This window comes from Kocuria sediminis (assembly GCF_009735315.1).
Taxonomy (GTDB): Bacteria; Actinomycetota; Actinomycetes; order Actinomycetales; family Micrococcaceae; genus Kocuria; species Kocuria turfanensis.
In genome coordinates, this window is record NZ_WOGU01000004.1 from 117823 (window position 1) to 138166 (window position 20344).

General features: G+C 74.4%; 18 protein-coding genes. All 18 read right to left on the minus strand.

What is annotated here, in order from left to right:
* Positions 1-27 precede the first annotated feature (27 nt).
* On the minus strand, positions 28-1509 hold the full coding sequence (locus GMA12_RS06225; RefSeq protein ID WP_162459555.1) for a glutamate-cysteine ligase family protein: 1482 nt from the start codon (positions 1507-1509) through the stop codon (positions 28-30).
* A gap of 286 nt (positions 1510-1795) precedes the next feature.
* Positions 1796-3910 carry a primosomal protein N' gene (locus tag GMA12_RS06230; protein ID WP_156268223.1) on the minus strand — a complete coding sequence of 705 codons (2115 nt, stop codon included), beginning with the start codon at positions 3908-3910 and terminating at the stop codon, positions 1796-1798.
* 2 nt (positions 3911-3912) lie between these two features.
* Positions 3913-5118 carry a methionine adenosyltransferase gene (metK, locus tag GMA12_RS06235; RefSeq protein ID WP_162459556.1) on the minus strand — a complete coding sequence of 402 codons (1206 nt, stop codon included), beginning with the start codon at positions 5116-5118 and terminating at the stop codon, positions 3913-3915.
* 92 nt (positions 5119-5210) lie between these two features.
* Entirely contained in the window at positions 5211-6437 is a 1227-nt protein-coding gene (gene coaBC, locus GMA12_RS06240) for a bifunctional phosphopantothenoylcysteine decarboxylase/phosphopantothenate--cysteine ligase CoaBC (RefSeq protein ID WP_162459557.1), read from the minus strand.
* A 34-nt stretch (positions 6438-6471) separates the two neighbouring features.
* Complete coding sequence (gene rpoZ, locus GMA12_RS06245) at positions 6472-7011, minus strand: DNA-directed RNA polymerase subunit omega (RefSeq protein WP_082157353.1); 540 nt, start codon at positions 7009-7011, stop codon at positions 6472-6474.
* 29 nt (positions 7012-7040) lie between these two features.
* Entirely contained in the window at positions 7041-7634 is a 594-nt protein-coding gene (gene gmk / locus GMA12_RS06250) for a guanylate kinase (RefSeq protein WP_062734229.1), read from the minus strand.
* 95 nt (positions 7635-7729) lie between these two features.
* Positions 7730-8044, minus strand: a complete 315-nt coding sequence (gene mihF, locus GMA12_RS06255; protein ID WP_156268227.1) for an integration host factor, actinobacterial type — start codon at positions 8042-8044, stop codon at positions 7730-7732.
* 183 nt (positions 8045-8227) lie between these two features.
* Entirely contained in the window at positions 8228-9163 is a 936-nt protein-coding gene (gene pyrF / locus GMA12_RS06260) for an orotidine-5'-phosphate decarboxylase (RefSeq protein WP_162459558.1), read from the minus strand.
* Positions 9156-12476 (minus strand): carbamoyl-phosphate synthase large subunit, encoded by a 3321-nt coding sequence (gene carB, locus GMA12_RS06265; RefSeq protein WP_156268229.1) that lies wholly within the window; start codon positions 12474-12476, stop codon positions 9156-9158. Before carB ends, pyrF begins: the two co-directional genes overlap by 8 nt.
* Position 12477: 1 nt before the next feature.
* Complete coding sequence (carA, locus tag GMA12_RS06270; RefSeq protein ID WP_156268231.1) at positions 12478-13725, minus strand: glutamine-hydrolyzing carbamoyl-phosphate synthase small subunit; 1248 nt, start codon at positions 13723-13725, stop codon at positions 12478-12480.
* Between the two features lie 66 nt (positions 13726-13791).
* Entirely contained in the window at positions 13792-14295 is a 504-nt protein-coding gene (locus GMA12_RS06275; RefSeq protein ID WP_156268233.1) for a PH-like domain-containing protein, read from the minus strand.
* Between the two features lie 52 nt (positions 14296-14347).
* A complete protein-coding gene (locus GMA12_RS06280; RefSeq protein ID WP_156268235.1) occupies positions 14348-15655 on the minus strand; it encodes a dihydroorotase in 1308 nt (435 codons plus the stop codon).
* The gene (locus tag GMA12_RS06285) at positions 15652-16659 is read right to left on the minus strand and encodes an aspartate carbamoyltransferase catalytic subunit (protein ID WP_156268237.1); all 1008 of its coding nucleotides are present in this window, start codon (positions 16657-16659) and stop codon (positions 15652-15654) included. The genes GMA12_RS06280 and GMA12_RS06285 overlap by 4 nt, the downstream gene beginning before the upstream one ends.
* Entirely contained in the window at positions 16656-17279 is a 624-nt protein-coding gene (gene pyrR, locus GMA12_RS06290) for a bifunctional pyr operon transcriptional regulator/uracil phosphoribosyltransferase PyrR (protein ID WP_156268239.1), read from the minus strand. Before pyrR ends, GMA12_RS06285 begins: the two co-directional genes overlap by 4 nt.
* 177 nt (positions 17280-17456) lie before the next feature.
* Complete coding sequence (locus tag GMA12_RS06295; protein WP_206064645.1) at positions 17457-18245, minus strand: ABC transporter permease; 789 nt, start codon at positions 18243-18245, stop codon at positions 17457-17459.
* Positions 18235-19179, minus strand: a complete 945-nt coding sequence (locus tag GMA12_RS19240; protein ID WP_156268241.1) for an ABC transporter ATP-binding protein — start codon at positions 19177-19179, stop codon at positions 18235-18237. The genes GMA12_RS06295 and GMA12_RS19240 overlap by 11 nt, the downstream gene beginning before the upstream one ends.
* A gap of 133 nt (positions 19180-19312) precedes the next feature.
* A complete protein-coding gene (nusB, locus tag GMA12_RS06305) occupies positions 19313-19723 on the minus strand; it encodes a transcription antitermination factor NusB (protein WP_047803310.1) in 411 nt (136 codons plus the stop codon).
* A complete protein-coding gene (gene efp / locus GMA12_RS06310) occupies positions 19720-20283 on the minus strand; it encodes an elongation factor P (RefSeq protein WP_062734255.1) in 564 nt (187 codons plus the stop codon). The genes nusB and efp overlap by 4 nt, the downstream gene beginning before the upstream one ends.
* Between the last annotated feature and the right edge of the window lie 61 nt (positions 20284-20344).

The following is a 20344-nucleotide window of genomic DNA, read 5'->3' on the forward strand; positions in this document are numbered from 1 at the left end:
CGGCCGGGTCCTCCGCGGCGGCCGGGCTCAGGGCAGCGGCCAGGTGTGCACGGGGTCGTTGTCGGCCATGTGCTGGGCGTAGCGGGCGAGCATGGCCCGCAGCGCGGTGGACCGGTCGGCGCCCCGCGCCTCGAGGCGCTGGACCGCCTGCGTCTGCCAGGTCGCCCCGTTGACCCCGGCCACGCACCGGGCCTCGACGATGCCGAGATAGCGCTCCCGGACCTCCGGGGCCACACCCCACTCCTCCAGGCCCTGGTGCGCCAGGGGCAGCAGGTGGCGCAGCACGAGCTCGTCGACGCACAGCTCGCCGAAGCCGGGCCAGTACAGGCGGGCGTCGATCCCGTCCCGCGCCGCGCGGGCGAAGTTCTCCGCGCAGGCGGCGAAGCTCATCCGCGTCCACACCGGGCGCTCCTGCCGGGCGAGGACGCGCACCGCCCCGTAGTAGAACGCGGCGTTGGCCAGCACGTCGGCGATCGTCGGTCCCGCCGGCAGCACCCGGTTCTCCACCCGCAGGTGCGGCACGCCGCCGACGACGTCGTAGATCGGGCGGTTCCACCGGTAGATCGTCCCGTTGTGCAGCCGCAGCTCGGCCAGGCGCGGGGCCCGTCCGGCCGCCAGCTCGGCGGCGGGGTCCTCCTCGGAGCAGTCGGCCAGCAGCGCCGGGAAGTAGCGGACGTTCTCCTCGAACAGGTCGAAGATCGAGGTGATCCAGCGCTCGCCGAAGAACACCCGCGGGCGCACCCCCTGGTTCTTCAGCTCGACCGGCCGGGTGTCGGTGGCCTGCTCGAACAGCGCGATCCGGGTCTCCGCGTGCAGGCGCCGGCCGAAGAAATAGGGGCTGTTCGCGGCGAGGGCGACCTGCACGGCCGAGAGCGCCTGGGCGGCGTTCCAGTGGGCGGCGAAGCCCGTGGGGGCGACCTGCAGGTGCAGCTGGACGCTGGTGCACGCCGACTCGGGGGCGATCGAGTCGCAGTAGGCGTCGACCCGCTCCCCGTCCGGTCCCTCCAGGTCCAGGCGGATGTCCTCGCCGCGGGCCACGAAGATCGAGTCGTTGAGGGCGCTGTAGCGGTTGTTGGCGCTGATCCACTCCCGCTCGTAGTGCTCGGGCCGGATCGTCGGGAGGATCCCGATGGCCATGATCCGCGAGCCGGTCTCCCGGGCGCGGGCGTCGGCGGCGTTGAGCGAGGCGCGCAACTCCTCCTCGAGCTCGAGGGCGGCCCGCCCGGGCAGCGGGCGCGGGGGGACGTTGAGCTCGATGTTGTAGCGGGCGAGCTCGGTCTGGTAGCCGGGGTCGGCGATGGCGGCGAGGACCTCGGCGTTGTGGAAGGACGGCTCGAAGTGCTCGTCGACAAGGTTCAGCTCGATCTCCAGGCCCGTCATGGGCCGGTCGAACTCGAAGGAGCTGCGGTGGAGCATGAGCTCGAACACGTCGAGGTCCTGCCGCACCTTCTCCCGGTAGCGCTGGCGCTCCTCGCGCGTGTAGCTGCGGGACCGGACCTCTTCTCCCACGGTGACCTCCCCGGACGACGGCGGCGGCGCTGCCGCTCGCTCCCACCCCACCACACCGGCGGGCGCAGGCCAAGACCCCCGGGACCGTGACGGGCCGCACGCCCGGGCCGGGCAGGTGCCGGTCCGGGCCGGAGGACGGCCCGGGAGCCGGCCGGCACCGGAGCGGGCACGGCCCTCCCGGCAGTGCCGCTCCCCCTGGGGAAGGTGCGTGCCGTCTCGGGGGAGGCCGCGTGCCGTCCCCGGGGACGGTGCGTACCGCCTGCGGTCCGTGCCGGTGCGAGCCCTGCTAGAGCAGGTCGGTGACGTCGCAGCGCACGTGCACCGGCGGGTGCTTGCGCAGCGCGGAGGCCTGGGCCCGGGTTGCCCGCAGCCGCCGGGTCACCTCCCCGGCCACGCCGTAGCCGAAGAACAGCAGCGCCCGGTGCGGGGCCGGCTCCCCGTCCGGGCCCGCCACGTGGTCCTCCAGCGGGGTGGGCCCGATCACCCGCACCGCGGGCGGCAGCTCGAGGTCGGCCAGGAACGCCGCGACCGCCGCCGCCGGCCCGGTCAGCGCCGCCGAGCGCACCGCCGGGGGCAGCCCGAGGGCCTGGCGCTCCACGAGCTCCCGCTCGGCGTGGCCGGCCGGGTCCCAGCGCACGAACGCCCCCACGGCGCTCTCGTGCTCGGCGGTGACCACCACGACCCCGCCGTCCCGGGCCCGGCGCACCAGCGCCGCGGCGTTGAACCACCGGCGCAGCGTCTGCTCGGCCGCGCGCAGGGCCGGGCGCATGAGCATCTGGTTGCCGTCCAGCAGCAGCGCCGCCGCGTAGCCGCCCTCCGCCACCGGCTCCGCCCCCGGGGTGGCCACCACCAGGGCCGGGCTGCCGGGCACCTCCGCGCGCACCGCCTCCCCCGAGGACGCGACGACCGGCACCTGGGGGAAGGCCCGCCCCAGCTCCTCGGCGGTGCGCAGCGCCCCGACGGTGACCAGGCGCATCCGCCGGGACCCGCACGCGGCGCACGTCCAGGAGTGCGCCGAGCGCCCGCACCACCCGCAGCGGGGCACCCCGCGCCGGGACACCACCCCGAGCGGGCCGTCGCAGGAGGTGCACCGGGCCGGCTCCCGGCAGCGCTCGCAGGCCAGGTGCGGGGCGTAGCCGGCGCGCGCCACCTGCACCAGGACCGGGCCCCGTTCCAGTCCCTCCCGGGCCGCCCGGTAGGCCGTCTCGGGCAGCCGGGCGCGGGAGGCCAGCGGGTCCCGGGCGGCGTGGAAGGAGTCGGCGGTCGAGACGATCCGCGGCATGTGCACCCGCAGCACCTCCCGTGCGGGGGCCAGCCGCCGGGCCCAGCCGGAGACCACGAGCCGCTGGGCCTCGGGGCTCACGGCGTGCCCGGCGAACAGGGCCGCGCACCCCTTGCGCCCGGCCCGCAGCAGCAGCACGTCGCGCACGTGCTGGTAGGGCGCGCGCTGCTCCACGAGGTTCTCGTCGCCGTCGTCGAAGCAGGCCACGAGCCCGAGGTCGTCCACGGGCGCGTAGGCGGCGGAGCGGGTGCCCAGGACCACCCGGACCTGGCCGGTGGCGGCGGCGAGGAACGCCCGGTAGCGCGGAGTGGGCCCGTCCTCGGCGTGCAGGCGCACCAGGTGCTCGGCCCCGATCTCGTCCACCACCGAGCGCTCCAGCCGGGCCAGCGCCTTCTGGTCGGCCACGACCGCGACCGCCCCGCGGCCGGCCCGCCAGGCGGCACCGATCGCGGCGGCCAGCACGTCCGTCCAGTCGTGGGCGGGATGGGCGGGCAGCACCTCCACGACGGCGCGCGGGGCGCCGCCGGCGCCGAGCTCGGCCAGGAACTCCGGCCCGCCCGCGTAGTCGGCCAGGGCGGCGTCGTGCGAGGGCCCGGGCACGTGCGGGGACAATCCGGTCGAGTGCCCCGGCGCCTCGGCCAGGCGCTGATCGACCTCCTTCTCCACCCGGGCCACCCGCGGCGGGACCGCCAGCCGCACGACGTCGGCGGTGGTGCCGGCCGCGCGCGCGGCGATGTCCTCGGCGAGCAGGGCGACCTCCGGGGTCAGCACGGGCAGGGGGGACAGCACCCGGCGCAGGGGCTGGATCCGGGCCATCACCTCCGAGTCGGCGACCCGCTCGAGCACGTAGCCGGTCAGCTCCTGGCCCGCGAAGCCGACCTTGACCCGGGCCCCGGGGACCGCGGTGTCCGCCAGCTCGGCGGGCACGGCGTAGTCGAAGGCCCGGTCCAGGTGCGGGACGTGGGTGTCCAGCAGCACCCGGGCCACGGGGTCGGGGTCGGCCAGCAGCGCCGCCCCCACGCCCTTGGTGTCCGGGCGCGGCGGGCGCGGCGGGAAGCCCGAGAGGAGCGACAGCTGCCGCGGGGCCTCCGCGGCCGCCTCGACGTCCTCCCGGGTCATGCTCAGAGCCCGGCGGCCGACCGCAGGTCCGCGACGCGGTCGGTGCGCTCCCAGGTGAACTCGGGCTCGGTGCGGCCGAAGTGCCCGTGCGCGGCCGTGCGCGCGTAGATCGGGCGCTTGAGGTCGAGGTCCTCGATGATCGCCAGCGGGCGCAGGTCGAAGACCTCGTGCACGGCCCGCTCGATCCGCAGCGGGTCCACGTGCGCGGTGCCGAAGGTCTCCACGTAGAGCCCCACCGGGGCGGCCCGCCCGATCGCGTAGGCCACCTGCACCTCCACGCGGTCGGCGAGACCGGCGGCCACGACGTTCTTGGCGACCCAGCGCATCGCGTAGGCCGCGGAGCGGTCGACCTTCGAGGGGTCCTTGCCGGAGAAGGCCCCGCCGCCGTGGCGGGCCATGCCCCCGTAGGTGTCCACGATGATCTTGCGCCCGGTCAGCCCGGCGTCGCCCACGGGCCCGCCGCGCACGAAGTTGCCGGCCGGGTTGATGATCAGCTGGGTGGAGGACAGGTCCAGGCCGGTCTCCTCGAGCACGGGGCCGATCACGCACTGGCGCAGGTCCGAGGCCAGCTGGTCGAGGTCGTAGCCCTCCACGTGCTGGGCGGAGACCACCACGGTGTCCACGGCGACCGGGCGGTGGCCGTCGTAGCCGAGGGTGACCTGGGTCTTGCCGTCGGGGCGCAGGCCCGGCAGCACCGCGGTCTTGCGGACCCGGGTGAGCTGCTCGGAGAGGCGGTGGGCGATGAAGATCGGCGCCGGCATCAGCACCTCGGTCTCGTCGGAGGCGTAGCCGAACATGATGCCCTGGTCCCCGGCGCCCTGGGCGTCCCGGGCGTCGCGGGCGGTGCCCTCCCGGACCTCGAGGGACTGGAAGACGCCCTCGTAGATCTCCGGGGACTGCTCGCCCACGCTGATGGACACCCCGCAGAACTCCCCGTCGAAGCCGTGCACCGAGGAGTTGTAGCCGATGTCCAGCAGCGTCTTGCGCACCACGTTGGGGATCTCCACGTACCCGCGGGTCTTCACCTCCCCGGCCACGTGCACCAGCCCGGTGGTCACCATCGTCTCGACCGCCACGGAGGACTCGGGGTCCTGGCGCAGCAGGTCGTCGAGGATCGAGTCGCTGATCTGGTCGCAGATCTTGTCGGGGTGGCCCTCCGTGACGGACTCGGAGGTGAACAGTCTCAGGTGCTGGGTCGTCTCGCTCACGGGAGACCACACTACCGTCCGCCCCGGACGGCACAGCGCGGCCGCCCGGGCCCTGCCGCACCGGGGCGCGGCAGGGCGGGCCGGGGGGCGGTTCAGCCGCGGACGGCGGCCAGCTCCTGCGCGATCCGCTGCACGAGACCGCGGGCGACCTCGTCCTTGGGGCCCTCGAGCACCTGCTCCGGGCCCCCCGCGGCGCTGAGCACCGTGAGGGTGGTGGTGTCCTGGCCGAAGACCAGGTTCTCGCCCACGTGGTTGACGGCCAGCAGGTCGCAGCCCTTGCGCGCGAGCTTCCGGCGCCCGAACGTCAGCGGGTCCGTCTCGGCGTCGCCGGTCTCGGCGGCGAAGCCCACGAGCAGCTGGCGGCGCCGGGCGGTGTTGCGCAGGTCCACGAGCTCGCGCAGGACGTCGGGGTTGCGCACCAGCTCGAGCACCGGGGCGGAGCCGTCCTCGGCCTTCTTCAGCTTCGCGTCGGCCACCCGGGCCGGTCGGTAGTCGGCCACCGCGGCGGCCATCACCACGACGTCGGCCCGCGCGGCCGCCCGCACGCACGCCCGGCGCAGCTGCTCGGCGGTGCCGGCGTGCACGACCTCCACCCCGGCCGGGACCGGGGTCTCGAGGTGGGCGGCCACCAGGGTCACCTCCGCCCCGGCGTCGCGGGCGGCGGCGGCGATCGCCACGCCCTGCTTGCCGGAGGAGCGGTTGCCGAGGAAGCGGACGGGGTCCAGCGGCTCGCGGGTGCCGCCGGCGCTGACCAGCACCCGGGCGCCCGCCAGCGGCCCGTCGGGCGTCTGCCCGCGCCGGGCCAGGAGCAGGGCGGCGGCGTGGATGTCCTCCGGCTCGGGCAGCCGGCCGGGCCCGGAGTCGGGACCGGTCAGCCGGCCCACGGCGGGCTCCAGGACGGTGTGCCCGTGGGCGCGCAGGGTGGCCACGTTGGCCTGGACGGCGGGGTTCAGCCACATCTCGGTGTGCATCGCCGGGGCGAAGAGCACCGGGGCGCGGGTGGCCAGCAGCGTGGTGGTCAGCAGGTCGTCGGCCAGCCCGTGCGCCGCGCGCGCGAGCAGGTCGGCGGTCGCGGGCGCGACGACGACGAGGTCGGCGCTCTGCCCCTGGTGGACGTGGTTGACCTCGTCCACCCGCTCGAACACCCCCGTGCTGACGCGCTGGCCGGACAGGGCCTCCCAGGTGGGGGCGCCCACGAAGCGCAGCGCGGACTCGGTGGGCACCGGCACGACCGTGTGGCCACCCTCGGTGAACAGCCGCAGCAGCAGCGCGGCCTTGTAGGCGGCGATGCCCCCGCCGATGCCGAGGACGACCTTCACGCCGCGCCGCCCCGCCGGGCGGGCCGGGGACGGCTCACAGGTCCCGGAGGTCCCCGGGCTCCCGCCCCGGCTCCTCCGGGGCGGCGTCGGCGGCGTCACCGGCGCCGTTGACCGGGTTGTCCTCGCCGCTGCCGGGCAGGTCGCCCAGCGGCTCGAGCGGGGTGCTGGACTCCCCCGCGGAGAAGTCCACGGTCGCCTCGTCGGAGAACGCCGCGCCGGCGGAGAAGTCGTCCTCCGTGCCCTGGGCGAAGAAGTCGGCGCCGAAGACGTCGGCGGCGAGGTCCGCCTCCGTGGTGAGCTGGCCGTTCTCGGCGAAGCCGGCGTGCTCGACCGGGCGGCCCTCGATCAGGCCCGCGTCGATCTCGCGGAAGGAGATGGACAGCGGCTTCTCGTTGAGCTGCGTGTCGACGAGCGGACCGACGTACTCGAACAGCCCCTCGTGCAGCTGCGAGTAGTAGGCATTGATCTGCCGGGCACGCCGGGCGCCGAAGATCACGAGGCCGTACTTGGAGTCGGACTTCTTCAGCAGGGCGTCGATCGGCGGGTTGATGATGCCTTCGGTGTGGGTAGACAAGCTGTTGCTCCAAACGCGGTGGACGGGTATCAGGATGCCTGCTCGGGGTCGGCCCCCATGAGCTGCACGAGTTCGGCGGCGGCCCGCTCGACGCTGTCGTTGACGACGGTGTGGTCGAACTCCGGCTCTGCCGCGAGCTCCAGTTTAGCGGTTTCGAGCCGGACCCGCTGTTCCTCGGGCGTCTCGGTGCCCCGGCCGACCAGCCGGGCGACCATCTCGTCCCAGCTGGGCGGGGCCAGGAAGACGAAGTTCGCCTCCGGCATGGTGCTGCGGATCTGGCGCGCCCCCTGCAGGTCGATCTCCAGCAGCACGCAGCGCCCGCCCGCCAGCGCCTGCTCCACGGTGGAGCGCAGCGTGCCGTAGCGGTGGGAGTTGTGCACCACCGCCCACTCCAGCAGCTGCCCGTCCCGGGCCAGGGCGTCGAACTGCTCGTCGGAGACGAAGAAGTAGTGCACCCCGTCGACCTCTCCCGGGCGCGGGGCGCGGGTGGTCGCCGACACGGACAGCCACACCTGCGGATAGTGGTCCCGGACGTAGGTCGAGACCGTGCCCTTGCCCACGGCCGTGGGTCCGGCGAGCACGGTCAGGGACGGGCGCGCGGGGCGGGGCGCGTCGGGAGTCACGGGCAACCTCCTGGGAACGGGGTGGGGAACACCCCAATCTACCGGATCGCGCCCGCTCCCCCGGCGCCCGCTCCCCCGGCGCCCGCCGGGCCGGCTCAGCGGTCGAGGTACTCGATGAGCGCCTTGCGCTGGTGCACGCCGAGCCCGCGCAGCCGCCGCGTGCGGGCGATGCCGATCTCCTCCATGATGGCGGCCGAGCGGACCTTCCCGATCCCCGGGGTGGACTCGAGCAGGTCGGAGACCTTCAGCCGGCTCACGGCCTCCTCCTGGTCGGCCCGCTCGAGGATCTCGGCCACCGTCATCCGGCGTTCGCGCAGGCCCTTCTTCACGTCGGCGCGCGCCGTCCGTGCTTGGGTGGCCTTCTCCCGCGCGGCGGCTCGCTCGTCGTCGGTCAGCGGACGCAGTGCCATGGGGTTCCTCCTCGTCGCCACGGACTGCAGCCTCCGTCCCGCAGCAGGACGGCCAGCCCGTTTGCTAAAGAAACTACATGATTAACCATGCACTGCAAGGCGACACGACCGTGGCGTGACCAGGGGTGTCGTCCTCTCCGCCCCCGTCGGGAGTCCGCCGGGGGCCGGAGGGACCGCTGCCGCTCAGCCCAGGGCCGCCGCCAGCTCCCCCGCCGAGCGCTCGACGGCCTCCCGCAGGGCGGGCACGGCCGGGCCGCGGCGCAGGATCGCCCGGCTCGAGGTGGCCAGCACCTGACCGGCGGCGGCACCGAAGACGGCCGGGAGGTCCTCGGCACGGGCGCCCTGGGCCCCGTAGCCGGGGGCCAGCAGCGGGCCGCGGACCCCGGCCAGGTCGATGCCCAGCTCGGTCAGGGCGTCACCGACCGTGGCGCCCACGACCAGCCCGCACGGGCCCAGGCCGCTCCGGTCCCCCGCGGAGGTGCCCGCACCGGGTCCGTCCGCCGCGGTGCCGGCGCCGCCGAGCACCCGAGCGTTCTCCGCCGCGGCGGCCGAGCACACGGTGCGGGCCACCGACCCGCCGCCCCCGACGTGCTGCACGGAGCGGCCCTCCGGGTTGGAGGTGAGCGCGAGCACGAACGTGCCGCGGCCCGTGCGCGCGGCCAGGTCCAGGGCCGGGCGCAGCGACTCGAAGCCGAGGTAGGGGCTCAGGGTCACGGCGTCCGCCGCGAGCGGGGACCCCTCCTCCAGCCACGCGGCGGCGTAGGCCTCCATCGTGGAGCCGATGTCCCCGCGCTTGGCGTCGGCCACCGTGAGCAGCCCCGCGGCGCGGGCCCCGCCGAGCAGCTCCTCGAGCACGGCGAAGCCCGCGGACCCGTAGGACTCGTAGAGGGCCACCTGCGGCTTCACGGCCGCAGCCCGGCCGGCGGCGGCCTCGAGCACCGTCAGGGAGAAGCGACGCAGCCCCTCCGCGGTGCGGGGCAGCCCCCACGCGTCGAGCAGCCCCGGGTGCGGGTCGATGCCCACGCACAGCGGGCCGTGGGCGTCCATCGCCCGGGCCAGCCGCGCCCCGAAGGGGGCGCGGCCGGACGCCGGGAGCTGCGCGCCCGGGTGCTCAGGCACCGACGACCTCGGGCTGGGCCGGGGCGGTGAGGGCGTGCAGGCGCTGCTCGTGCTCCTGCAGGCTGGTCACGTCCCACGTGTAGGCCCGCAGCGCGGTGACCGCCTGGAGGGCGGCCCCGAGCACGGAGACGGTCGTCATCAGCGGCACGCCCACGCTCGTGGCCGCCGCCCGGATCTCGTAGCCGTCCCCGCGCGCGGCGCCGCCGGCGGGGGTGTTGAAGATCAGGTCGATCTCCCCGTCCCCGATGAGGTCCACGATGGTCCGCTCCCCGGGGGCCGTCTCGCTGATCTTGCGGACCACGGTGGACTCGATGCCGTTGCGCCGCAGCACCTGCGCCGTGCCGCTGGTGGCCAGGATCTCGAAGCCGAGGTCGCGGAACATCCGCACGTAGGCGATCGAGGACCGCTTGTCCTTGTTCGCCACGGAGACGAACATCCGCCCCGACGTCGGCAGCGACACGTTGGCCGCGGCCTGGGCCTTGGCGAAGGCCGTGTCGAAGTACTTGTCCAGGCCCATGACCTCGCCGGTGGAGCGCATCTCCGGGCCGAGCAGGGAGTCCACCACGGCGCCCTCGGCGGTGCGGAACCGGGCGAAGGGCAGCACGGCCTCCTTCACGGCCACCGGAGCCGAGGCGGGCAGCGTGGACCCGTCCAGCCGCTCGGGCAGGTGCCCGTGGGCGCGCAGCTCGGCGATGGTCGTGCCGGTGCCGATCAGGGCGGCGGCCTTGGCCAGCTGCACGCCCGTGGCCTTGGAGACGAACGGGACCGTGCGGGAGGCGCGCGGGTTGGCCTCGATGACGTAGAGGACGTCGGAGGCCACGGCGAACTGGATGTTGATGAGCCCGCGCACGCCCACGCCCCGGGCGATGGCCAGGGTGGCCTCGCGCACCCGCGCGACGACGTCCGGGCCCAGCGTGATCGAGGGCAGGGTGCACGCGGAGTCCCCGGAGTGGATCCCGGCCTCCTCGATGTGCTCCATGACGCCGCCGACGTAGAGCTCCTCGCCGTCGTAGAGGGCGTCCACGTCGATCTCGATCGCGTCCTCGAGAAACTTGTCGATCAGCGCCGGCCGGGAGGAGGAGACCTCCGTGGCGTTCTGCAGGTACCGGGCCAGGGCCGGCTCGTCGTAGACGATCTCCATGCCGCGCCCGCCGAGCACGTAGGAGGGGCGCACCAGCACCGGGTAGCCGATCTCGTCGGCGATCCGCTTGGCGTCCTCGAAGGTCGAGGCGGTGCCGTTCTTCGGCTGGCGCAGCCCGGCCTCCCCGAGCACCCGGGCGAACTCGCCGCGGTCCTCGGCCAGGTCGATGGCCTCCGGGGTGGTGCCCAGGATCGGCACGCCCGCGGCCTTGAGCTGGGCGGCCAGCTTGAGCGGGGTCTGCCCGCCCAGCTGCACGAACACCCCGAGCAGTCCGCCGGTGCGCCGCTCGGTCTCCACGACCTCCATGACGTCCTCGAAGGTCAGCGGCTCGAAGTACAGCCGGGTGGAGACGTCGTAGTCGGTGGAGACGGTCTCCGGGTTGCAGTTGACCATCACCGTCTCGTGCCCGGCCGCGCGCAGGGCCATCGAGGCGTGCACGCAGGAGTAGTCGAACTCGATGCCCTGCCCGATCCGGTTCGGGCCCGAGCCCAGGATCATGATCGAGGGTTGCTCGTGCCGGCCGACCTCCGACTCCTCGTCGTAGGAGGAGTAGTGGTACGGGGTGAAGGCCTCGAACTCCGCCGCGCAGGTGTCCACGGTCTTGAACACCGGGCGGATGCCCAGGGCGTGGCGCACCCCGCGGACCACGGCCTCGTCCAGGTGGGCCAGCTCGCCGATCTGCCCGTCGGAGAAGCCGTGCCGCTTGGCCAGGCGCAGGGTCCGCTCGCTCAGGTCGCCGTCCTCGACCACCGCGGCGGCGACCTCGTTGAGCAGCACCAGCTGGTCGAGGAACCACGGGTCGATGCCGGTGGCCTCGTAGAGCCGCTCCACGGACGCCCCGGCCAGCAGGGCCTGCTGGACCTGCCGGATCCGCTCCGTGGTCGGGGTGCGGGCGGCCTCGACCAGGCGGTCCAGGCCGGCGGCGTCGAGCTCGGGGCGCACGAAGGAGAACGAGGAGCCCTTCTGCTCCAGGGAGCGCATGGCCTTCTGCAGGGCCTCGGTGAAGTTGCGCCCGATCGCCATCGCCTCCCCCACCGACTTCATGGTGGTCGTCAGCGTGGGGTCCGCCGCGGGGAACTTCTCGAACGCGAAGCGGGGGACCTTCACGACGACGTAGTCCAGCGTCGGCTCGAAGGACGCCGGGGTCTTGCGGGTGATGTCGTTGGGGATCTCGTCCAGGGTGTAGCCCAGCGACAGCTTCGTGGCGATCTTGGCGATCGGGAAGCCGGTGGCCTTGGAGGCCAGGGCGGAGGAGCGGGAGACCCGCGGGTTCATCTCGATGACCACCACGCGGCCGGTGTCCGGCTCGATCGCGAACTGGATGTTGCACCCGCCGGTGTCCACCCCGACCTCGCGGATCACGGCGATCGCGATGTCGCGCAGGTTCTGGTACTCGCGGTCGGTCAGCGTCATGGCCGGGGCCACCGTGATGGAGTCGCCGGTGTGCACGCCCACGGGGTCGAAGTTCTCGATGGAGCACACGACCACGACGTTGTCGTGCTTGTCGCGCATCATCTCCAGCTCGTACTCCTTCCAGCCGAGGATGGACTCCTCCAGGAGCACCTCGGAGGTCGGGCTGTACTGGATGCCGGCGCCGGCGATGCGGTGCAGGTCCTCCTCGTCGTAGGCCATGCCGGACCCGAGCCCGCCCATGGTGAAGGACGGGCGCACGACCATGGGGTAGCCGAGCTCGTCGGCCGCGGCGAGGGCCTCGGCCATGGAGTGCACGATGATCGAGCGGGCCGACTCGGCGCCGCAGCGCTCCACGACGCCCTTGAACTTCTCGCGGTCCTCGCCGAGGTTGATCGCCTCGACGTTGGCGCCGATCAGCTCGACCCCGTACTTGTCGAGCACGCCGTTGGCGTCGAGGGCGATCGCGGTGTTCAGCGCGGTCTGCCCGCCGAGGGTGGGCAGCAGCGCGTCCGGGCGCTCCTTGGCGATGATCTTCTCGACCACCTCCGGGGTGATGGGCTCCACGTAGGTCGCGTCGGCGAACTCGGGGTCGGTCATGATGGTCGCCGGGTTGGAGTTGACGAGGATGACCCGCAGCCCCTCCTCCCGGAGCACCCGCAGCGCCTGGGTGCCCGAGTAGTCGAACTCCGCGGCCTGGCCGATGACGATCGGCCCGGAGCCGATGACCAGAACGCTGTTCAGATCTGTCCTGCGCGGCATGTCAGTGCTGCCCTTCCGTGCTGGCGTCCCGGTCCGGCCGCGCGCCCTGCGCGCCGCCGGGGACGGCGTTGTCGATGGTCGGGTCGGCGCTGCCGTCCCGGTGGCTGTCCATGAGCTCGATGAACCGGCCGAAGAGGTAGGAGGCGTCGTGCGGTCCGGCGGCGGCCTCGGGGTGGTACTGCACCGAGAACGCCGGCAGGTCGCGGCAGTTGAGGCCCTCGACCACGTCGTCGTTGAGGCACACGTGGCTGACCTCCACGCGCCCGAACTCCTCCAGCGGCGCCGTGACCGGCCCCTCGAGCGGGGCGTCCACGGCGAAGCCGTGGTTGTGCGCGGTGATCTCCACGCGCCCGGTCCGGCGGTCGAGCACCGGCTGGTTGATCCCCCGGTGGCCGAAGACGAGCTTGTAGGTGCCGAAGCCCAGGGCCCGGCCCAGCAGCTGGTTGCCGAAGCAGATGCCGAAGAACGGGATCCCGGCGCGCAGCACCTGGCGCAGGGTCTCCACCTGCCGCTCGGCGGTGGCCGGGTCGCCGGGGCCGTTGGAGAAGAACACCCCGCGCGGGCGCAGGGCCCGGATCTGCTCGAAGGTCGTGTCCGCCGGCACCACGTGCACGCGCACGCCGCGCTCGGCGAACCGGTGCGGGGTCATCGACTTGATGCCGAGGTCCACGGCCACGAGCTCGTGCCGGACCTCCCCCTCCCAGCCGTGCTCGGCGGGCTCCACCACGTAGGCCTCGGTCACCGAGACGGTCTCGGCGAGCCGGCGCCCCTCCATCCGCTCGGCCGCGGCGACCGCGGCCACGAGCTCGGCCTCCGGCCGGCGGGCGGCGTCGCCGGAGAAGATGCCGCCGCGCATCGCGCCGCGGTCGCGCAGGTGGCGGGTGACCGCCCGGGTGTCGACGTCCTGGATGCCGACGACGCCCTGCGCGGCGAGCTGCTCGTCGAGGGAGCCCTCGGAGCGCCAGTTGGAGGGGCGGCGGGCGGCGTCGCGCACCACGTAGCCGGACACCCAGATCCGGCGGGACTCGGCGTCGGCGGCGTTGACGCCGGTGTTGCCGATGTGCGGGGCGGTCTGCACGACCAGCTGGCCGGCGTAGGAGGGGTCGGTGATGGTCTCCTGGTAGCCGGTCATGCCGGTGGAGAAGACCGCCTCGCCGAGGGCGGTGCCGAGGGCGCCGTAGGCGCGGCCGCGGAAGACGCGGCCGTCCTCCAGCACCAGCACGGCGGGTTCGGTGGTGATCGAGCTCAAGGTCGTCCTCACGTTCGTGTCTGCGGGTCGGGAAGTGTCGGGCGGCTGCGGGCAGCCGCGGGGAGGTCAGGAGCGTGCTGCGGGGGCGATCGCCTCCACCTCGGCGAGCAGGCGCCGCTTGTCCTCGGCGCGCTGGGTGCGGAAGCCGGTGTCCACCACGGTGCCGCCCAGGGACCAGGTCAGCACGGCCAGTCCGTCCTTCTCGACGAACTTCCCGACCATGCCGGAGGAGGTGCCCACGGCCACGACGTCCGCGGCCGGCACGAACAGCGGGGCCGCGCCCTGCCGCTCGAAGAGCACGCCCTCGTCCAGGACGAGGGCCCGCGCCCGGGCGCGGACGCCCAGCCCGTGGGCGGCGATCCGCTCGAGCGGGGCGCCGGTCTCGGTGGTGGCCACGTACATGCCCGGCACGGCCAGCCGGGGCTCGCGCTCCTCGGCGCCGGCCGGCGGGGCCGGCGGGGCCGCGATCCCGGCCTGGCGTCGCACGCGCCCGGCCCAGCCCCGGCGGATCAGGGCGAAGAGCACGGCGAGCAGGAGCAGCGTGCCGAGCACGGTGGTGAGCTGGTCCATGGGGCGGGGGCCTCCGGGCGGTGGAAGGGGCGGGCGGGGCGGGTGCGGTGGCTCAGGCGCGCGGCGAGGGGCTGTTCAGCGCGCCGTCCAGCACCGTGGGGTGGCCGCGGAAGAACGTGGCGCGCACCGCGCCGGGCAGCTCCATCCCGCGGTAGGGGCTGTTGCGGCCCTTCGAGGCGTGCCGGGCCGGGTCGACCACGGTGGTCGCCGCCGGGTCCCACAGCACGATGTTCGCCGGCTCGCCCTCCGCGAGGGGCCGGCCCTGATCGGTCAGTCGGCCGATCCGGGCCGGGGTCGCGGAGGTGATCCGGGCGACGTCGCGCCAGGTCAGCAGGCCCGTGTCCACGAGGGTGTGCTGCACCACGGACAGGGCGGTCTCCAGCCCGGTCATGCCGTTGGCCGCGCACGACCACTCGCACTCCTTGTCCTCGGCGGGGTGCGGGGCGTGGTCGGTGCCGATGACGTCGATGGTGCCGTCGGCCACGGCCGCCCGCAGGGCGTGCACGTCCTCGTCGGTGCGCAGCGGCGGGTTGACCTTGAACACGGGGTCGAAGCTGCGGACCCGCTCGTCGGTGAGCAGCAGGTGGTGGGGGGTGGCCTCGGCGGTGACGTCGATGCCGCGCTGCTTGGCCCAGCGCACGATGTCCACGGAGCCCTTGGTGGAGAGGTGGCAGATGTGCACCCGGGAACCCACGTGCTCGGCGAGCAGCACGTCGCGGGCGATGATGGCCTCCTCGGCCACCGCCGGCCAGCCGGTCAGCCCCAGCTCGGCGGACACGGCGCCCTCGTTCATCTGGGCGCCCTCCGTGAGCCGCGGCTCCTGCGCGTGCTGGGCCACGACGCCGTCGAAGCCTTTGACGTACTCCAGGGCCCGGCGCATCAGCACCGGGTCGTGCACGCACATGCCGTCGTCGGAGAAGACCCGCACCGCGGCGCGGGAGTCGGCCATCGCCTTGATCTCCGACAGCCGCTCGCCCTGCAGGCCCACGGTCACGGCGCCGACCGGGCGCACGTCCACCCAGCCGGCGGCCCGGCCCAGCTCGTGGACCTGCTCGACGACCCCGGCGGTGTCGGCCACGGGGTCGGAGTTGGCCATGGCGAACACGGCGGTGTAGCCCCCCAGCGCGGCGGCCCGGGTGCCCGTCTGCACCGTCTCGGCGTCCTCGCGGCCGGGCTCGCGCAGGTGGGTGTGGATGTCCACGAGCCCGGGCAGGGCCACCAGCCCGGTGCCGTCGACGACCTGCAGGCCGTCCGGGGCGGCGGCGCCGGGGCCCACGCGCCGGATCAGGCCGTCCTCGACGAGGAGGTCGGCCGGCTGCTCGCCGTACGGCCGGGCGCCCTGGATGAGGTACGAGGTCATGGGATGAGAACTCCTGGGGATGCGGGGGTGGAGGGGGCGTCGAGGTCGTCGCCGGCCAGCAGCAGGTAGAGCACCGACATCCGCACGGAGACGCCGTTGCGGACCTGGTCCAGGACCGTGGAGCGCGGGGAGTCGGCCGCGGCGGAGGAGATCTCCAGGCCGCGGTTCATCGGCCCCGGGTGCATGATCGCCGTGGGCGCCCCGGCGGCGTCCAGCGCCGCGACGCGCTCGGGGGTCAGGCCCCACTCGCGGGCGTACTCCTGGGTGGTGGGGAAGAAGGCGGCGTGCATCCGCTCGCGCTGCACGCGCAGCATCATCACCGCGTCCGGGGCCGGGTCCAGCGCCTGGTCGAGGGAGTAGACGACCTCGCACGGCCAGTCGGCGATGCCCACCGGCAGCAGCGTGGGCGGGGCCACGAACGTGACCCGGGCGCCGAGGGTGGTGAACAGCCAGAGGTCGGAGCGGGCGACGCGGGAGTGCAGGACGTCGCCGACGATCACCACGTGCATGCCCTCGAGGTCGAGCCCGCGGGTGCTCTCCCGGCCCTCGGTGCGGGCCCGGTGCTGGCGCAGCGTCATGGCGTCGAGCAAGGCCTGGGTGGGGTGCTCGTGCGTGCCGTCGCCGGCGTTGACCACCGCGGCGTCGATCCAGTCCGAGGCGGCCAGCTGCTGCGGGGAGCCCGAGGCCGAGTGCCGGATGACCACCGCGTCGGCGCTCATCGCCGCCAGCGTCTGGGCGGTGTCCTTCAGCGACTCGCCCTTGGAGACGGAGGAGCCCTTGGCGGAGAAGTTGATGACGTCCGCGGAGAGCCGCTTGGCGGCCGTCTCGAAGGAGATCCGGGTGCGGGTCGAGTCCTCGAAGAAGAGGTTGACCACGGTGCGTCCGCGCAGCGCCGGCAGCTTCTTCACCGACCGGTGGCCCACCTCGGCCATCTGGTCGGCGGTGTCGAGCACGGTCAGGGCGGCGGCGCGGGAGAGGTCCCGGGTGGACAGCAGGTGCCTCATGCGCGGACCGCCGGCACGGAGGTCTCGATGACCACGCAGTCGGCGTGCTCGGCCGGCCGCGGGTCGGGGTCGGTCTCGGCGAGGCGGACCCGGACCTTCTCCTGGGAGGAGGTGGGCAGGTTCTTGCCCACGTGGTCGGCGCGGATGGGCAGCTCCCGGTGGCCGCGGTCCACCAGCACGGCGAGGCGGACCACGCGGGGCCGGCCGACGTCGACGAGGGCGTCGAGGGCGGCGCGCACGGTGCGCCCGGAGTACAGGACGTCGTCGACGAGCACGACGGTGCGCCCGTCGATGCCCTGCACCGGGATGCGGGTGGGCTGCGGGGCGCGGGCGGGGTTCTTGCGCAGGTCGTCGCGGAACATCGTCACGTCGAGCTGGCCGAGGCTGGCGGCGGCGTCGAAGCCGGGGTCGGTCGCGGCGATCTTGGCGGCGATCCGCTGGGCCAGCGGATAGCCGCGGCGCGGGATGCCGAGCAGGACGAGGTCCGAGCTGCCCTTGTTGGCCTCGAGGATCTCGTGGGCGATGCGCGTGAGCGCGCGGTCGATGTCGGCTGCCGAGAGGATGACGCGCGCGGGCGAGGGTCCCGTCGAGGGACCTGCCGCGGGGTTGTCGTCGATCATGGTGCCGCCTCCTTCCCCGCCTCACAGGACGGACTTAAAGGTTGCTTGCTCGCCCCAAACTAGCACAGCGCACCGGGGCCGGCGGGCCGCCTGCCCCCGCGCACCGGCCCTGACGTGGGCCGTCTCACAGGCGGGCCGACCACCGGTAGCACCGCCCCTCGACACCGAGGGGCGGTGCTACCGGTGGTCGGCCCGCTCCCACCAGAGCGCGGTGGCGGCGGCCGAGCCGAGGCCCACGAGCCCGACGCCCAGGAGGCCGACCCAGCCGACACCGGCCTGAGCAGGCCCGGCAGCCCCCGCCAGCAGGGCCGGGACCGCCCACGGGAACCACCTGCCGTGCCCGACGGCAGCCAGCACCTGGGCCAGCAGGACGGTCAGGAACAGCACGCCGACGGCGGGCAGGTAGCCGCGTCCCACACTGGCCGCGAGACCGTAGCCGGCCGCCAGCCCCGCGGTCAGCAGGCCGGTGCCCAGCACCGTCCCGGCGCCGCGGGCCGCCGTCTCCGAGGACCAGCCGGGCAGCCCGAGCAGCGCGCCCAGGACCAGGACGAGCGCGACGAGGAGCAGCGTGAGCAGCGCGCACCAGACGAGGCCCAGGGTCAGCTTGGCCAGCACCACGGCCGTGCGGGAGGTGGGCACGGCCAGCAGGTCGGTGACGGTCCGGTCCGAGAACTCCCGGCCGAAGAGCCAGATGGCCGCGGTGCCGAAGATCAGCAGCCCGCCCACGGCGACCGTCTGGGCGGCCAGGGAGAAGTAGCCGGGCCAGTCGGCGGTGCCGCCCGCCAGCTGGGCCTTGGCCCCGAGCAGTCCCAGCGTCCGGGCCCGTTCCGGGTCCTCGAGCACGTACATGAAGAAGGCCCCGACCAGTCCGATCAGCACTGTGGCTCCCGCGGTGGCCCAGGGCACCCGGGAGCGGCGCAGCTTGAGGGCCTCCGCGTGCACGGCCGCGGCCAGGTCACCGCGCACGGGGTCCCTCCCCGGCTCCGGGCGCCCCGGGGGGCGCCTGCACCAGGCGCAGGAAGTGGCTCTCGAGGTCCTCCCGGACCTCCGTGAGCCCGGTGAGGGCCACCCCGCCGTGCACGAGCGCGGCCGCCACGTCCTCCGGTCGGCTCGTCGCCCGGTCCCCGGCGAGCACGACCGTTCCCGCCCGGCGCCGGGCGGGGAAGCCGGCGGCGGCCAGGACGTCCACGGCCCGGTCGTCGTCGCGCGTGGTGAGCTCCAGGTGGCGGTGCACCCGCTCGGGCAGGGAGCCGGTGGGGAACTCCTCCAGCAACCTGCCCCGGTGCAGCACCCCCACCCGGGTGGCCAGGCGGGCGACCTCGCCCAGCAGGTGGCTGGAGAGCAGGACCGTGGTCCCGTGCCGGCGGGCCAGGTCCGTCAGGAGGGTGCGGACCTCCACCACCCCGGCCGGGTCCAGGCCGTTCACCGGCTCGTCGAGCACCAGCACGGACGGCCGGTGCAGCACCGCCCGGGCCAGGGCCAGTCGCTGCCGGTTGCCCTGGGAGAGCTCGCGGGCGCGGCGGTCGGCGTGCTCTCCGAGGCCGAGGAGCTCCACCGCGTCCCCGACCGCGTGCGTGGCCCGCACCCGGTGCAGCCGCCGGGCGACCTCCAGGTTCTCGCGCACGGTCAGCTCCGGATAGGCGGTGGCCGCCTCCACCAGGTAGCCCGTCCCCGCCCGGGCCGGGCGCTCCCGGGGCCCGCGGCCCAGGACGGTGACCGAGCCGGCACCGGGACGCACCATGCCCAGGACCATCCGCATCAGCGTGGTCTTCCCCGCGCCGTTGAGCCCCAGCAGCGCGTAGATCTCCCCTGCCCGCACCTCGAGGTCGACCTCCTGCACGGCCGCGACAGGACCGTAGTGCTTCGACAGGCCCCGCAGGCGGAGCGCCGGAGCCGTCATGGCAGCCCTCCCTGCTCGTCCTGCCAGGATCGTAGCGCGCCGGGGCGACCCGGTCAGGGCCCGCGACGACGGACACCCCGCCCGGCCCGGGGATCCGGGCGGGGCGGGGTGCCGGTCGGCGGCGGGGCCGGGCTCAGCCGAGCAGGGTCGGCTTCATCTTCTGCAGCCGGCCGAGCAGGCCGTTGACGAAGCGCGGGGAGTCGTCCCCGCCGAGGTCCTTGGCCAGGCTCACGGACTCGGCCACGGCCACGCCGTCGGGGACGTCGTCGTTGAACAGCAGCTCCCAGGCCCCCACGCGCAGGACGTTGCGGTCCACGGCGGGCATCCGCTCCAGCGTCCAGCCCTGGGAGTAGGTCTCGAGGTACTCGTCGAGCTCGCCGCGGCGCATGGTCACGCCGAGCACCAGCTCCTCGGCGTACGGGGAGACGAGTGCGTCGCTGTGCAGCCGGCGCCGCTCCATGACCTCACGGGCGTCCTCCCCGCGCTGCTCGGCCTCGAAGAGGATCTCCACGGCGCGGCGGCGCGCCTTGCCCCGGGCGCTCACTCGTTGACGCGGCCCAGGTAGTCACCCGTGCGGGTGTCGACCTTGACCTTCGTGCCCTGCTCGAGGAACAGGGGCACCTGGATCTGGTAGCCGGTCTCCACGGTGGCGGGCTTGGTGCCGCCGGTGGAGCGGTCGCCCTGCAGGCCCGGCTCGGTGTAGGTGATCTCCAGGACCACGGACGCGGGCAGCTCGATGTAGAGCGGGGCGCCCTCGTACATGGCAATCGTCGCGTTGAGGTTCTCGAGCATGAAGTTGGCGGCGTCGCCGACGACCTCACCGGGGACGGTGATCTGGTCGTAGGTCTTGTTGTCCATGAAGACGTAGTCGGCGCCGTCCTGGTACAGGTACTGGTACTCGCTGCGGTCCACGGTGGCCGTCTCGACCTTGGCGCCGGCGTTGAAGGTCTTGTCGACCACCTTGCCGGAGGTCACGTTACGCAGCTTGGTGCGCACGAACGCCCCGCCCTTGCCCGGCTTGACGTGCTGGAACTCGATGACGTTCCACAGGTTGCCCTCGAGCTTGAGCACGGTGCCGTTCTTGATGTCGTTGGTGGTAGCCACAGGTTCTCTCTCTAGTCAGTCCGCGTCGGTCGGTGCGCGTCGGTCGGTCCGCGCGGTCGGC

What these genes read in the sequence shown, in the direction of transcription:
- GMA12_RS06230 (WP_156268223.1), bottom strand. Translation starts at nt 3,910, where the DNA reads ATGACCCGGGAGGACGTCGAGGCGGCCGCGGAGGCCCCGCGGCAGCTG.
- mihF (WP_156268227.1), bottom strand. Translation starts at nt 8,044, where the DNA reads ATGGCACTGCGTCCGCTGACCGACGACGAGCGAGCCGCCGCGCGGGAG.
- carB (WP_156268229.1), bottom strand. Translation starts at nt 12,476, where the DNA reads ATGCCGCGCAGGACAGATCTGAACAGCGTTCTGGTCATCGGCTCCGGG.
- GMA12_RS06275 (WP_156268233.1), bottom strand. Translation starts at nt 14,295, where the DNA reads ATGGACCAGCTCACCACCGTGCTCGGCACGCTGCTCCTGCTCGCCGTG.
- GMA12_RS06280 (WP_156268235.1), bottom strand. Translation starts at nt 15,655, where the DNA reads ATGACCTCGTACCTCATCCAGGGCGCCCGGCCGTACGGCGAGCAGCCG.
- GMA12_RS06285 (WP_156268237.1), bottom strand. Translation starts at nt 16,659, where the DNA reads ATGAGGCACCTGCTGTCCACCCGGGACCTCTCCCGCGCCGCCGCCCTG.
- pyrR (WP_156268239.1), bottom strand. Translation starts at nt 17,279, where the DNA reads ATGATCGACGACAACCCCGCGGCAGGTCCCTCGACGGGACCCTCGCCC.
- GMA12_RS19240 (WP_156268241.1), bottom strand. Translation starts at nt 19,179, where the DNA reads ATGACGGCTCCGGCGCTCCGCCTGCGGGGCCTGTCGAAGCACTACGGT.